The sequence below is a fragment of the Candidatus Palauibacter irciniicola genome, assembly GCF_965208695.1.
GTDB lineage: Bacteria > Gemmatimonadota > Gemmatimonadetes > Palauibacterales > Palauibacteraceae > Palauibacter > Palauibacter irciniicola.
In genome coordinates this window covers 2,620,263-2,635,328 of sequence record NZ_OZ242352.1, presented here as the reverse complement: position 1 = coordinate 2,635,328, position 15,066 = coordinate 2,620,263, and the positions used below count along the sequence as shown (strand labels likewise).

Below are 15,066 nucleotides of genomic sequence, written 5' to 3'. Positions count from 1 at the left end.
CCAACTACCTCCGTGCAGGGAGCGCCTGTCGCACTTCGTCCGCCGTGATCGCGAAGCCCACGGCCGGGGACTCCTCGAGCGTCCGGGCGATGTCGTCCGGGGCCAGTCCGAGCGCCTCCAGCCGCGCGTGGTCGAGGAACATCTGATTCTCGGACCCTTCGAAGTAGGCGACCACGCCCGGCCCGCCGGGGTCCACGCGCTCGTTCAGCCATGCCGTCACGTCGCCGTACGTCACCCACAGGTCATCGCTCGCCGGGGTGTCCGGCATGCCGTGATCCGCCGTCACGATCAGGGCCAGCCCGCCCGCCCCGGCCTTCGCCTCGAGCGCCGCCACGATCCGGCCCAGCCAGCCGTCGAGTTCCGCCAGCGTCGCATCCATCTCGGGCGAGAAGGGACCGTACTTGTGCGACACGTAGTCCGGGCTCTTCAGGTTGGCGAGGAAGAGATCCGCGATGTCGTCCTCGCCGAAGGCGCTCCCCTCGATGAGGGCGACCGCCGCCTCCCCCTCGAACGCGGAGAAGAGAGACGACCGCCGCGCCTCGCCGTAGCTGTCGAGTTCATGTCCCATCCACGTGCGGTCCACGGCGTCGAGCCGGGGGCCGAAATGGAGCGCCGCGATGGCGGCCGGCAGGCGGTAGCAGTCCTCGTTCGTGCGCCACGCGCCGCTCCCGGAGTCGTAGTACGCCATCCACGGCGGGTGGCCGCCCAGGATGCACGCCCCATGGCCCGCGAGCGCCACCGCCGGATAGTCCGTCCCCGCCTGCGCCACGATCTCGGCGCGGCCGCCGGTGGCGACGCTCCAGCGGTCCGCGAAGGTGAGCGCCATGAGGTTGTAGGGGGCGGCTCCCTCGTAGGCCAGCTTCGATTCGCCGGTCCGCCGGTCGTAGAGCCCGTTGCCGACGATCCCGTGAATCGCGGGGTCCGTCGCCGTCGCGATCGTCGAGTGCGCGGTGGACGTATTCGTCGGGAGGTAGTCGACGCGGGTATTGGCGAAGCGGGCGCTCTCCCCCGCGAGCCGGCTCAGGTTGGGGAGGAGGTCCGCCTTCCGTTCCAGGTAGTCGGAGCGCATCGCGTCGAGCACGAGGACCGCGATCAGCCCCGGTTGCCCGGCCTCCTCGCCGTTCGCGAACGCCTCCCTCAACGGACGCCCCGTCGCGCCGCCCCACGGCGGAAGGCCGAGCAGTTCGGTCACGGTCGCGCCGATGTCCTGGTGGGAAGCCGGCGCGTCGTAGACGCCCGGCCGGAAGGTGCCGGGGCCGTGGAGGAGCAGCGGCACGTCGCTGTCGAACGGCCACGGGCCGCCATGCATGTAGCGGTTGCTCTCGCTCGGGTACGTGATGATCGCCCGCGAGTCCGGGATCACCGCGATGTCGCCCACGCGGCCCGGGAACCGGCCCCGGGCCAGCGCCTCGACGACCTGCTCGCGGCCGATCTCGGGGCGGCCCCCGGCCTCGCCGCTCCCGTCGCCGTCCCGGGAGGACGCGGAAGGTGGGCCGCCGCAGCCGCCGATGAGAACGGCCCCGGCCAGCGCCACCGCGCCGACCCGGGTCCGCCTCAAACCGCCGCCCGCCACAGCTCCGAACGCCGTCCCGTCAGCTGAAGTCGCGGCCCAGGATGACCGCGACGATGATCGCCCCCACCGCGAGCGGCGCCACCCAGCGGATGAAGAAGCGCCACGCCCCGTACCGGAACCAGCCGGGCTCCGTGCCGTCCACCAGTTCCCGCTCCGTCGCGTTCCGGGTCATGAACCAGCCCGCGGCGAGCGTGATCGAGAACCCGCCGATCGGCAGCATCCAGTTGGAGACGAAGTGGTCGGCGGTCGAGAACCAGCCCTCCTTGCCCGCGAAGATCTCCAGCGTGGAGAGGAACGGCGTGCCCGTGAACGAGAGCGCCGCGAAGATCGTGAACACGAAGATCGCTCCCCCGCAGAGGATCGTCGCTTTGTGCCGGGCGAGGCCGTGTTCATCGATGACGTAGCTCGACACGACCTCGAGGAGGGAGATCGTCGACGTCAGCGCCGCCAGCGCCACGAGCACGTAGAAGAGCGGCCCCAGCACGACGCCGAACGGCACCGCGGTGTAGAACAGTTCCGGCAGCGAGATGAAGAGCATCCCCACCGGCGAACCGCTCACCTGGTCGCTCATCCCCGCCACCGAGAAGATGACGGAGAACATGATCACCGTCGCCACGAGCGCGATCAGCGTGTCGAGCGCCACGATCGCCCCCGACGCCTTCACGATCGACTGCTTGCGCGAGATGTAGGAGCCGTAGGTGATCATCGCCCCCATCCCGAGGGAGAGGGTGAAGAAGGAGTGTCCCAGCGCCTCGAGAACCCCGCTCATCTCCAGTTCCGAGAAGTTGGCGCGGAAGATGAACCGCAGCGCTTCGCCGGACCCGCTCATCCCCAGCGCGCTGACGAGGAGGAGGAGGAGGATTCCGAACAGGATCGGGAGGAAGATGCGGGCGATCCGCTCGATCCCCCTGCTCACGCCGAAGTAGACGACGGCGATCGTGCCGATGCTGAAGCCGAGGGAGAGCGCGAGCTGCAGGCCGGCATTCCCCACCTGCTCGTTGAAGAGGTCGCCCGCCGCCATCCCCGCGGGGTAGCCGCCGAACGTCCAGCCGATGGACTGGGCGAAGTAGTACAGCGACCAGCCCGCGATGACCGTGTAGTAGCTGAGGAGGATGAAGCCGGCGAGCACGCCCCACCCGCCGACGACGCCCCACCAGGGTCCGGCCGCCTCCTTGAGCGCCCCGACCGCGCTCTTCTGGCTCCTGCGCCCGATGAGCAGTTCCGCCATCATGATCGGCAGGCCCACGGCGAGGATGCAGACCAGGTAGACGAGGACGAAGGCGCCCCCCTCGTTCTCCCAGGTGATGAACGGGAACTTCCAGAGGTTGCCGAGGCCGATCGCGCTGCCGGTCGCGGCCAGCACGAGACCGACGTTCGAACTCCAGTTATCGCGGGGTTGGCTCATGGGACATGTCCAGTCGGGCGTTATCCGGGCGGGGGCCTGTGCCCCTGCATGAGTTCGACGATCCAACCTACTCCGTCGTCACGAGAGGCCACCAGACGCCCGCCATGCCGAACCTGAACGAAGTCATCCGGAGCACGCCCAAGGCGGAACTCCACATCCACGTCGAGGGCTCGCTCGAACCCGGGATGATGTTCGACCTGGCCCGCCGGAACGGGGTGTCGCTGCCCTACCGCGACGTCGAGGAGGTCCGCCGGGCCTATTCGTTCGGCAACCTCCAGGAGTTCCTCGACCTTTACTACCAGGGGATGAACGTCCTCCGGACGGAGGCGGATTTCTTCGAGCTTGCCGACGCGTATCTGCGGCGGGCGGCGGCGGACCACGTGGTCCACGTCGAGATGTTCTTCGATCCGCAGGCGCACACCGGACGCGGCGTGCCGCTGGGAACGCTGATGGACGGCATCGACCGCGCGATCACCCGCTCGCGCGAGCGGGGCGTGAGCGTCTCCCTCATCCTCTGCTTCCTGCGCCATCTGACCGAGAAGGAGGCGTTCGAGACACTCGAAGCCGCGGCACCCTACCGGGACCGGCTCCTGGGCGTGGGCCTGGATTCGAGCGAGGTCGGACACCCACCGTCGAAGTTCGCCCGCGTGTTCGACGCGGCGCGCGACATGGGTCTCCGGCTCGTCGCCCACGCCGGCGAGGAGGGGCCGCCGGAGTACGTCTGGGAAGCGCTCGATGTTCTCGGTGTCGAACGGATCGACCACGGGAATCGCGCCCTGGAGGACGACGCGCTGGTGGCGCGCCTGCGCGACGACCGCATCCCGCTCACCGTGTGCCCGCTGTCGAACCTCGAACTCCGCGTCGTGGAGGATCTCGCGGCGCACCCGATCAAGCGCATGCTCGACCTCGGCCTCCTCGCGACCGTGAACTCCGACGACCCCGCCTATTTCGGCGGCTACATCAACGAGAACTTCCGCCGGGTCGCCGAGGCCGTCGACCTCTCGACCGAGGACGTCGAAACGCTGGCGCGCAACTCCCTCGAGGCGTCCTTCGAAACTTGACGGAGCGCGTGAACCTCACGACCGTCGAGCGTAGATCCCGATCCCCGGAGACCATCGATTCGTCCGATATCTGACGCGTGCCTCTCAACGTAGTTCGAGCGCCGGCGGCGGCCCCCCTGTGGGAGGCGTGCGTCGACCGATTCCTGGCGGGAGCCGCGCCACCGGCTGAGCCCGGCGTCGCGGCGTCGGCCTGGATCTGGCTCAACAACGCCCACCTGCGCGACCTCCTGTACGAAGCTTCCCAGGCACGCGGCCATCCGGGGTGGCTTGACCCGCCCGTCACCCTGTTCGGGGACCTCGTCGACCGTTTCGGTATCCGGGCGAAGTCCGTGGGGCTGCTCACGCGCCGCCGGCTGGTGAGCCGGCACGCGGCACGGCTGGGGCGTCGCATCCTTGGGCGGGAGCCCGGCCGGGGCGACGGCGTGATCCGTGGCCACATGCTCGACCGGCTGCTCGGTGACCTGTTGCCGGAAGGCGTCCCGCCGGAGCGGCTCGAACGGGCGCTGGATCGGCTCGGGGGCGACGACTTCGCACGACGCCGCAACCGGTGGGTCGTCGAGGTCTACCGCGCGTACCTCGACTCGCTGCGGGAACGCGACCTCCTGGATGCCCGTTCCGTGAACGCGCACATCGCGCACCGGATCGAGGCGGGTGGACTCCCGCAGGCCGTTCGGGGCGCCCCCGAATTGCACATCTACAGCATCGGGAGTCCGCGCACGCGTCGCCGCATCATCAAGGCGCTCGCCCGGCAGGAGGAGGTCGACGTCCACCTCTATCTCCCACTGGAACCGGAGCCCGATTCGTTCTTCGACGGCCTGGCGGCCCGAACGGAGGTCGTTGGCGAATCGGGTGGGGACGCGCAGCCGCTGGACGCGCGGCCGCTGAAGGTCCAACCCGTCCCGGACGCGGCGCGGGAGATGGCCTGGGTCGCGCGGCAGGTCAAGGAGATTCTGGTATCGGGTGCCGCGGAGCCGCATCGGGTCGCGGTCGTGGCGCGTTCCGGCCGCGACAACACGCACCGCGCATACAGGGCCCTGCGACGGGCCGGCGTTCCGGCCGCGGCCCGGATCCGGACGCCGCTTGACGAGATCCCGGCGCTCAAGGCCCTCCTCCTGCTCCTGCGGGGCGCCGCCCGCAACTGGGACTATCGGTCCCTGCGGGCCCTCCTGGAGCACCCCTATTTCAACACGCGCGTAGACCTCCGGAGCGTCGATGCGATCGCGGCGAACCGGCGCGTCGTGGGGCTCGAAGCCTGGGCGGAAGGCCTCGTCGGTCTCAGGCAACTCGTCATCGAAAAGGCACGCGAGATCCGTGGTCGCGGGCTCTTCCTGGACCGGGTCGAGAAGGACATCGACGCGTTCGCGGCCATGCGCGAGGTGCTTGCGCCGCTGGGTCAGGCCCGCACCGAGGCCGAATGGATCGAGCTCACCCTGGCCCTGCTCGCCGAGGACCGCGGCGTCTTCAACCTGAGGCGCAGAGTGTGCGATGCCGTCGAGGAACGGTGGGAGGTCGTGCGCTCCGACCAGCGCGGGATCCTTCTCCTGGAGCGACTGCTCAGGGAATGGCGGGATCTCGACCACTCGGACGATGCCCTGCCGCCGGCGGCGTGGCATGCGCTCCTCAGGAAACTCCTGCAGGCGAACGAACTCTCCCTCTCCACCCCGGGCCAGAAGGGAGTGCAGGTTCTGGAGGCGCACGACGCGGCGCTCGTCCCCTTCGCCCACACCTTCGTCGTGCACGCGAACGATCGCGAGTTCCCGCGCACGACCGGCTTCACGGGGGTGTTCACCGACGCGGAACGCCGCCGCCTCGCCGATTTCGGGCTGCCAGTGAGCCATCGCAACGAGGCGCTGCGCCGGGAGCGCGGGCTGTGGCGCGCCGTCACCCAGCAGGCGGGCCCCGTGTGCGTCAGTTACCGGACGACAGATGCCGGCGGCACCCCTCTGCTGCCGTCCCTCATGGTTCCGCCGCATGACGACGCCATCGAGTTGCCACGGATCCGCCGGCCCTTCGACGACGAGCAACCGGTAACCCCGGCCGAGGCGGACCGTCGCGCCGCCTTCGCACTGTACGAGACGCTCGGCCGGCCCGATGCGGAGGGGTCGACCCGCATCGCCCCCGCCCGCCCCGGGCGGATCGCCCGCGCCATCGTGGCGGCCGCGGCGGAGATCCACCGTGGCCCGGGGCTCGAGCGCTACCCCGGCTTCCTCCTGCCCTCCCCGCGTATGGAGGGGATGCGGCATCCCGCCTATCGGCCGAATCCCTGGAACGGCCACCTGCGCGACCCGGACGTGCTCCGGGAACTGGCGCATCGCTTCGACGACGACCACCGGTGGTCCGCCGGCAAGCTCGAAGCCTACGCCCGGTCTCCGTTTACGTTCCTCATCGAACGCGTGCTGTGGCTCGAAGGCGCTGAAGAGGCTGAAGAAGAGACGACCCCGCTCATCTTCGGGAGCATCGCCCACGAGATCCTCGAGCGCTTCTACTCCGAGTTCAAGGACGCGCTCCCCCTCTCCCTTTCGGACGCGGCCGAGCATCGTCTGGCGGAGATCTCCGAGGAGGTCTGCGCCGAACGCGTGGAAAGAGGAGAATGGCTCGGCGTCGAAGCCCTCTGGGAGCAGACGCGAGAGACGATCCTCACGGCGGTGCACGACTACATCGCGTGGGAACTCGGGCACATGGCAGCGAAGAGCGAGCGGCCCGTGCACACCGAGTTCGCCTTCGGGTTCGACGACGAACACACGTTCCTCGAAGGTGAGGATGTCCGCGGCCATTCTGCCCGCCTCCGGCTCTGCGGGTTCATCGACCGCGTGGATCGGAGCATTACGGCCGACGGACGGCACCACGTACTGGACTACAAGAGCGGCGGAACCCCGGGTGCGCCGAAATTCGATGACGGCACCGCCCTCCAGGGCGTTCTCTACGCCCAGGTGATGGCTGACCGTGGCTACGCGATGGGCTCCTGCCGCTACCGGTCGATCAGGAGTCCCGGAAAGCCGCTGAACGGAGGCCGCGTCGAGTTTGGCGAGGAGCGGTACGAGCGGGCCCTTTCCATGGCGTTGTCCATCCCCGGCCGTGTGCGGGCCGGGTGCTTCGAGGCGGTCGCCTCGTGGAAGGGAGGTTGGGTGCCCTGGGATCCCAGGCCCGAGATCCGTCGCAGCGAGGCGCAACTCGATGGGGAACACCGCTTCGGAGACTTCGGGGACGACCCCGGGGAAGATGCCGCGAGCGGCGGGGCAGACACCGATGGCTGAGATCCGGTGGACCCCCGAACAGGTGCGGGCGATCCGGTCCGAGGATGATACGCTCCTCGTCGCGAACGCCGGTACGGGCAAGACGACGACAGTGGTCGGCAAAATCATGTGGCGGCTCGGACTCCCGTTCGGCGTCAGCGAGCAGACGGGCGAACCCATCGAACCGCCCGCCGACCCGTGCGGGCTCGACGAGATCGCCGCCATCACGTTCACGGAGAAGGCGGCCTACGACCTGAAGCGACAACTCAGGAAGCAGATCGAGGCATCGGACCGCGCAGACGACCTGCGCTGGGAGATCGACCGCGCTTCGGTCGGGACCATCCATTCCTTCTGCGGCGAGTTGCTGCGCGAACACGCGCTGCGCCTGGGGATCGATCCCACGTACGAGGTCCTGGACGAGGACAGCGCGTGGGCCGAGCAGGACGAACTGATCAAGGCGCTCCTCCTCGAAAGGCTCGAGGCGGAAGACCCCGCGGCGCAGGCGCTGCTCCGCCGCTGGAAGCTGACCGGCGGGGAGCGCTTCCGAGGCGCCACCGATCATGTGCGGGACGTCCTGCGCGACCTGCGGTGGCGCGAGAGGCGTTACTCGAGGTGGCTGCAGCCCGAACTGCCCGAATTGCCCCCTGCGGAGGACGGCACGCTCGACCTGTTCGAGGCCCACGGCCGCCCCGGCGCGCTGGATCTGCCGGCCGTCCTGGCCGCGAGTCCCGAGCGCGAGGAAAAGGACGAAGAGGCGCTCGCGATCTGCTCGGATCTCCTGGACGTGGCCCGCGAAGCCCGCGGGCGCTGGGACGCCTGGTTGGAAGAGGAGAACCGGCGCGACTTCGACAGCCTGGTCCTTGGGGCGGCCGAACTGCTGGCCGGCGCGTCCGGTCAGGCCGCGCTCGCCGCGATCCGCGACCGCTACCGGATGCTCATCATCGATGAGTTCCAGGACACGGACTTCACGCAGCGGGACATCGCCTTCGCCATCGCCCGGGGCGCGGACCGCCCCCAACTCTTCCTCGTGGGCGACCCCAAGCAGAGCATCTATCGCTTCCGGGGCGCCGATATCTCCGTGTGGAACGAAGTCGCCGCCGATTTCGCGGAGGAAGGCGAAGTCCTGGATCTCTCCCGGAACTTCCGCAGCGCCCCCCCGATCGTCGATTTCGTGAACGTCGTGAGCGGGGTCTCGATGAAGGAGACGGGAGATGGCCTCGCGGAGGAACGGCTTCCGAGCCGTATCGGCTACACGGACCTGGTGGCCGGCATCCCCGACCATGCGGAGACCGGGGTGGATTGGATCGGTGTTGAAGGCAGAACGGTGGGCGCTCGGCGCGAGGCCGAAGCCGTCCGCATCGCTTCCTGGATTCTGGAATCGGTGGATCGGGTCGAAATCCGGGATCCCGACACGGGCAGCCTGCGCCCGCTCGCATTCCGGGACATCGCGCTCCTCTACCGCTCCCGCGGCGGGCTGAAGCACTTCGAGACGACGCTCAAGCGCTACGGCATCCCCTACTTCGTGTCGGGGATGGCGCACCTGGGCGAGCGCCAGGAGATCCTCGACGTTCTGAACGCCCTCCGGCTGCTGCAGAACGAGCGGGACGACCTGCGGGCGTTCGGCTACCTGCGCTCACCGTTCGTCGGACTCAGGGACGAGACCATCGCCCGCCTGCGCATGCTGGGGCGCCGCGGGCCGCTCCTTCGCCAAGCGAGCCGGTGGCTCGAGAACGGAGAATGGCCGGAGGCTCCCGACCACCCGCGGCTCACCGCAATTGAACGGGAAGCGCTCGAGGAAGGTCTCTCGGTTCTCGACGATCTGCGCCAGCTCGCGCCGCGGATGGGGCTGGACGAGGTCATCGAGGAACTGCTTGTACGCACCGGATACCGCCTTCACATCCTTCTCATGGAGGGTGCGGAGGAGGTTCTTGGGAACCTCCAGAGTCTCATACACTTCGCGGCGTCTCACCGAGCTCACGACCTCACCGCGTTCTTCGAGGTGTGGGACCGGTCGATGAACCGCGACATCGGGCTCCCGCAGGCCCCTCTCTATTCGAAGGAAGATGACATCGTCACGCTCTCGACGATTCACCAGGCCAAGGGGCTGGAGTGGCCCGTCGTCTTCCTGGTCGGGGTCGAGAAGGCGCTGTGGCGTCAGCCTTCGAACGTGTACTGGTCGGATCCGGAACTGGGCCCCCTCTTCTGCCTGAGAGCGGATGCCCGTGGGAAACGGGGTAACCGCCTGGTGCGCCGCGAGGAACTCGAGTCGAAGGCCGAGGAAGCGCGTCTCCTGTACGTGGCGGCGACGCGGGCCCGCGACCGCCTGGTCATCGTGGGGCCGACCGGCGGCAACAAGGGCTACGACCGCTGGCTGGCCAAAGGCGATGCCACGACACGACAACACGCGGAGGTGAGTGCCGCCCCCGAGACGAGACGCCCGCCGATGCTGGAGTGGCTGGACCGGTACGAGACGGCGACGCCGCCGGCGTTGATCCATCCGCTCCCCGAGCCGCCGCTGCGCTGGACCCGCTCGGCGACCGAACTCATGCTCCTGGAAGAGGATCCGGAGGAATGGGAGCGCCGGTACAGGCACGGTGCCCTCGCCCCCTGGCACTTCGCGCCCGAAACCTCGACGGAGGAGGCGGGACTCCCGGCCCTGGTCCGGGGCCAGATCATCCACGGCGTGCTGGAGCGGCTGGAGGCGGAGGCCGAGATCGCGCGCGTCGTCGAAGAGACCATCGGCTCGCTGGACGAGCCCGAACTCGAAGCCATGCTCCGCCCGGGGAGCGAATACCGCGAGCAACTGGAGGAGGAGATCCGCCGCGTGGCCGCCAGCGAGGAGTGGGCCTGGTACACGGAGGGCGAACTCGGCCGCGACTACTGGAAGGAACTCACCTTCACGCACCTCCTCGGAGCCCGGGATTGGCGGTTCGGCGCGTTCGACCTGTACCGGCGCCTCAAAGGTCCCGACACCGGCCCGGCCCCCGGCACCGCCCCTGCCCGCCTGGCCGGAGCCCTCGGCCTGGAAGAGGGACTGGACGCCCTCGTCATCGACTTCAAGACGCACCCCATCACGGCGGCCCAGGCGCCGCATGCCGCCCGCGGCTACCGGATCCAGGCCGACGTGTACCGGGCCGCCGCCTCGAGCATGGCCGGCCGGGTCGCCGTGGGCCTGCATTTCACCGGCCCTAACGAACTCGTTCCCATGCCGGAGAAGCCGCAGAGGTGATCCCGGGCGTGGCGCGATCGGGTGCCGCTTCGCAGGATCAGAGACCACACCCCTGCGAGGAGTCGAGGCGATGACCGGGACGCTCGAACGCTGGTTCAGGCTGTCGGAGCGCGGCTCCGACGTGCGGACGGAGGTGACCGCGGGGGTCACGACGTTCCTGACGATGGTCTACATCGCCTTCGTCAATCCGTCGATCCTCTCCGAGGCCGGGATGCCGTTCGGCCCCGTGTTCGTCGCGACCTGCCTCGCGGCGGCCTTCGCCACGCTCGTGATGGGACTGTACGCGAACTACCCGATCGCGCTGGCGCCGGGGATGGGGCTGAACGCCTTCTTCACCTACGGCGTCGTGCTCGGCATGGGGTACGCCTGGGAGGTCGCGCTCGGGGCCGTGTTCCTGTCGGGGACGCTGTTCGTCACGCTGAGCGTGCTCCCGGTGCGGCGCTGGATCATCGACGCGATCCCGCGGGGACAGAAGATGGCGATCTCGGCCGGGATCGGGATCTTCCTCGGGGTGATCGCGCTGCGGGACGCGGAGATCATCGAGGGGAGTCCGGCCACGCTCGTCACCATGGGCGAACTGACGGCGCCGCCGGCCGTGCTCGCCCTGGTCGGCTTCTGCGCGATCGCGGCGCTCTCGGCGCGTCGCGTGCCGGGCGCGGCGATTCTGGGGATGCTCGGCGTGACGGCCATCGGCCTGCTCCTCGGCGTTTCGGAGTGGCACGGCTTCGCGTCGCTGCCCCCGGATCCGACCCCCACGCTGTTCGCGCTCGACATCGGCGCCGCGCTGCAACTGGGCATGATCGCGGTCATCTTCACCTTCCTCATCGTCGATCTCTTCGACACGGCGGGCACGCTGATCGGCGTCGCGCACCAGGCCGACCTGCTCGACGACGATGGGCGGCTGCCGCGGATCCAGCGCGCACTGATGGCCGACTCGACCGGGACCGTGGCGGGGACGCTGCTCGGGACCTCGTCGGTCACCAGCTACATCGAGAGCGCGGCGGGGGTGAGCGCCGGCGGCCGCACCGGTCTGACCGCCGTCGTCGTGTCCGGACTGTTCCTGGTCTGTCTCTTCCTCGCGCCGCTGGCGGAGTCCGTCCCCCCGTTCGCGACCGCGGCAGCGATCCTGTACGTCGCCTGTCTCATGGCCCGCGCGTTGAAGGACGTGGAATGGGACGACATCACGGAGTCCGCCGCGGCGGTCGTGACCGCGATCGCGATACCCCTCACGTATTCCATCGCCGACGGCATCGGCCTCGGCTTCATCACCTACGTCGCCATCAAGGTGCTGGCGGGCCGCTGGCGCGAGTGTCCGCCGATGCTGCTCGTGGTGGCGCTGGTGTTCGCCGCGAAGTTCATCTGGCTGTAACCTCCGGCGCGCGACCACGCTGGCCCTGATCCTCCTCGATAGAGAGGCTGAATGAATCTGACCGCACGGTCACTTCGCGGGCTGTCCACGGTTCTGCTCCTCCTCGCGGCGCCTGCGGCCGCGGCCGGGCAAGCGGAATTCCAGCTCCAGCTCGGCAAGCTCGTGAACCCGTTCGCGGACACGAGACACGGAACGACGGTCGTCACCTTCCAGCACGCCGCGCAGTGGTCGTGGGGCGACCACTTCATGTTCTTCGACTACACGGCGGATGGGGGGAACGACGGGTTCAACGAGAAGGACCTGTACGGCGAGTGGTATCCCTCGCTGAGTCTGGGGAAGATCAGCGGCGGCCGCGCCGGGTTCGGCCCGATCCGCGACTTCGCCCTGCTGGGCGGCGTGAACTACGGGTCGCAGGCGAAGGTGCTCAAGTACACACCGGGGTTTCGCGCGTCGTGGGGCATCCCGGGGTTCATCTTCCTCAACACGGACTTCGCCCGCATCGTCGACGCTTCGAGCGGGGTCGACAACGGCGGCGCGCCGGCGACGGACGACGGCTGGATGTTCGATGTGAACTGGCTCGCGACGTGGGAGATGATGGGCCAGACGTTCACCTTCACCGGCCACGCGGAGTACATTAGTGCCGTAACGAATGAATTCGGCGACGAAGTCCGCGCCTGGATCCTCGCCCAGCCGCAGTTGACCGTGGACGTGGGCCGGATCCTGGGCGGCGAGGGAGGTCGCCTGATGAGCGGCATCGAATACCAGTACTGGCACAACAAGCTGGGGACGGACGTGTCGGAGAGCGTGGTCCAGTTCCTCGTGGTCTGGCGGCTTTGAACGCGGCGCCCGCCTATCGGACCTGTGGCCTGCTGGTCGCGAGCTGCCTGCTCGCGGGCCTGCCGGGCGTGGGCTCCGTCGCGGGGGGTCCGGAGCCGCTCTCGGCGCAGACGCCTGAGCAACGCTACTCCGACTGGGTCCGCCCGGGCTTCCGCCCGCAGGAGTACGAGTTTCGCCGCAACCGCATCCTCGACGGCCTGCGCGCCACCGGAGGCGGTCTCCTGCTCGTGCCTTCGTCGGACGGCATCACGCACGGTGAGACGTTCCGGCAACTCGAGGACTTCTGGTACCTGACGGGGCTGGAAGTCCCGCAGTCGATGCTCGTGCTGGACGCGAGGCGCGACATCTCGATCCTCTTCATGCCGCAGAGCGATCCGCGCTTCGAGAACCCGGGCCGGCCGAACGACTTCCCGGGCCGTCCGCTGCTGGACGACTACCAGATCCGCGGCATCGGCGGCGCGGATGACTACCGGGACGTCGCCGAACTCGAGGGCTTTCTGCGCGAGCGCGTGGGGAGGGGCGAGATCCTGCGGGTGAACGCGGGTGTCGCGGGTGAGGTCCCCAATCCGGTCGTCCCTCTGGTCGGGAGTCTCGACCCCACGGCGTCTCTCATCCGGCGGCTGCGAGACGACCATCCCGAGGCGGAGTTCGTGAACGCGTTCGAGATCGTCGCCCGTCTGCGCATGGTGAAGTCGCCCGCCGAGATCATGCGCATGCGGCGCGCGGCGGACGCCACGATGCGCGGGATCCGGACCGCCGCCGCCCTCGTTCGGCCGGGGGTCGACGAGCGCACGCTCCAGGGCGAGTTCGAGCGCACCTGCCGGGAGGCGGGCGCCCAGTCCATCCCGTTCACGCCGATCATCAAGTCGGGTCCCAACAGCCTGTGGCCGTGGCGCGTCCTCGCGGCCCATTACAACCGCCGCAACCGCACGCTGCAGGACGGCGACCTCGTGATCTTCGACGTGGGGTGCGAGATCAACGGCTACGTGAGCGACGTGGGACGGACCTTCCCGGTGAACGGCGCCTTCACCGAGGTGCAGCGCGAGAAGCTCCTCGTGAGCACGCGGGCCGCGGAGGCCGTGATCGCCGCCGTGCGCCCGGGCGTCACCCTGCGCGAACTCACGCAGGTGGCGTACGACGCGATACCGGACGAGGAGGAGCCGTACATGCAGACGCCCTCCTTCTTCGGCCACCACATCGGGCTCTCGACCGGAGATCCCGCCCTTCTCGACGAACCGCTCGCCCCCGGAATGGTCTTCACGATCGAACCGTGGTACTACAACCACGACCTCGGCGTCTCGGTGTTCGTGGAAGAGGTCCTCCTCGTCACCGACGACGGCGCCGAAGTCCTCACCGACGCGCTCCCCCGCGACCCCGACGCCCTGGAGGAATTGGTCCCGTGAAGAAGAATGCTATCCAGACGGTGCGACCGGTCGCGTTCGCTGTGACGTTGGCGGCGTGCGGACCGGAGACGTGGCCGGACCCGGCGCCGGTGGAGTCCGGCGTGCTGGCGGCGGAGCATGAGGAGTGGCGGGAGGGGCGGCGGCGCAGTCTCGCGAACCCCAACGCGGGCGTCATCAGCTGGGACGGGCTGTTCGAACTGCGGGAAGGCGCGAACACCTTCGGGTCCGATCCGGCGGCGTCCATCGTCCTGCCGGAGGAAGACGCGCCGTCCCTGGCCGGTACGCTGTACCTCGAGGATGGGGCCGTGCGTCTCGTCCCCGAAGCCGGGAGCGGCCTGCATCTGAGAGACCAGATGTCCGGCGCGGTCGGCGACCCCGTCACGGAGCCGATGCCGCTGCCGGACGACCGGAGCGAGGGGACGATCCGCCTGGCGCTGGGGTCGCTCGGGATGCGGATCCACGCGGAGCCGGGAACGGAGAGGCTGTGGCTTCGGGTCTGGGACACGGATGCCCCGCGCCTCGATGCCTTCGAGCTTCCCGGGTACTTCCCGATCACGAACGACTGGCGGGTGACGGCGCGCTTCGAGCCCTATCCGGAGCCGCGCACGGTCTCGCTGGCCGACGTGAGGGGCGGGACGCTCGAGAACACCGCGCCCGGGGACCTCGTCTTCCGCGTCGACGGGGCAGAGCATCGGCTCATGGCCTTCGCCGGCGCGTCGAGCCGCTCCTACTTCATCAGCCTGTGGGACTCGACCGCCGTGACCGACACCTACCAGGCGGGCCGCTACATGCGCGCCCCCTTCCCGGACGACGACGGCTGGACGACGATCGACTTCAACCGCGCCTACAACGCACCGTGCGCCTTCACCCCCCACTCCGTGTGCAGCCTCCCGCCACGCGAGAACTACCTCCGCTTCCCCGTGACCGCCGGAGAGAAGCGGCCGTAACCACTTTGA

The 15,066-nt window shown here is 69.3% G+C and carries 9 protein-coding genes; 7 read left to right on the top strand and 2 right to left on the bottom strand.

Annotated features, from left to right (window positions below; translation table 11 throughout):
• Positions 1-4 precede the first annotated feature (4 nt).
• Together ACOGI9_RS11420 and ACOGI9_RS11415 are read right to left on the bottom strand one after the other, a co-directional pair.
• Positions 5-1,558, bottom strand: a complete 1,554-nt coding sequence (locus tag ACOGI9_RS11420) for an alkaline phosphatase family protein (protein WP_419857246.1) — start codon at positions 1,556-1,558, stop codon at positions 5-7.
• A 34-nt stretch (positions 1,559-1,592) separates the two neighbouring features.
• Positions 1,593-2,978 carry a sodium-dependent transporter gene (locus ACOGI9_RS11415; protein WP_419857245.1) on the bottom strand — a complete coding sequence of 462 codons (1,386 nt, stop codon included), beginning with the start codon at positions 2,976-2,978 and terminating at the stop codon, positions 1,593-1,595.
• 104 nt (positions 2,979-3,082) lie between these two features.
• Here ACOGI9_RS11415 and ACOGI9_RS11410 point away from each other — a divergent pair, with 104 nt between their 5' ends.
• The 7 genes from ACOGI9_RS11410 (at position 3,083) to ACOGI9_RS11380 (ending at position 15,057) form a co-directional block, all read left to right on the top strand.
• Positions 3,083-4,039, top strand: coding sequence for an adenosine deaminase (locus ACOGI9_RS11410; protein WP_419857244.1), 957 nt, complete (start codon positions 3,083-3,085; stop codon positions 4,037-4,039).
• 77 nt (positions 4,040-4,116) lie between these two features.
• Positions 4,117-7,293 (top strand): PD-(D/E)XK nuclease family protein, encoded by a 3,177-nt coding sequence (locus tag ACOGI9_RS11405; RefSeq protein ID WP_419857243.1) that lies wholly within the window; start codon positions 4,117-4,119, stop codon positions 7,291-7,293.
• Positions 7,286-10,501 (top strand): UvrD-helicase domain-containing protein, encoded by a 3,216-nt coding sequence (locus ACOGI9_RS11400; RefSeq protein ID WP_419857242.1) that lies wholly within the window; start codon positions 7,286-7,288, stop codon positions 10,499-10,501. The genes ACOGI9_RS11405 and ACOGI9_RS11400 overlap by 8 nt, the downstream gene beginning before the upstream one ends.
• 70 nt (positions 10,502-10,571) lie before the next feature.
• Entirely contained in the window at positions 10,572-11,870 is a 1,299-nt protein-coding gene (locus ACOGI9_RS11395; RefSeq protein ID WP_419857241.1) for an NCS2 family permease, read from the top strand.
• A 51-nt stretch (positions 11,871-11,921) separates the two neighbouring features.
• Entirely contained in the window at positions 11,922-12,707 is a 786-nt protein-coding gene (locus ACOGI9_RS11390) for a nucleoside-binding protein (RefSeq protein WP_419857240.1), read from the top strand.
• Positions 12,704-14,110: an aminopeptidase P N-terminal domain-containing protein gene (locus ACOGI9_RS11385; RefSeq protein ID WP_419857239.1), complete on the top strand. Its 1,407-nt coding sequence runs from the start codon at positions 12,704-12,706 to the stop codon at positions 14,108-14,110. Before ACOGI9_RS11390 ends, ACOGI9_RS11385 begins: the two co-directional genes overlap by 4 nt.
• Positions 14,107-15,057 (top strand): DUF1684 domain-containing protein, encoded by a 951-nt coding sequence (locus ACOGI9_RS11380; RefSeq protein ID WP_419857238.1) that lies wholly within the window; start codon positions 14,107-14,109, stop codon positions 15,055-15,057. Before ACOGI9_RS11385 ends, ACOGI9_RS11380 begins: the two co-directional genes overlap by 4 nt.
• The last annotated feature ends 9 nt before the right edge of the window (positions 15,058-15,066 follow it).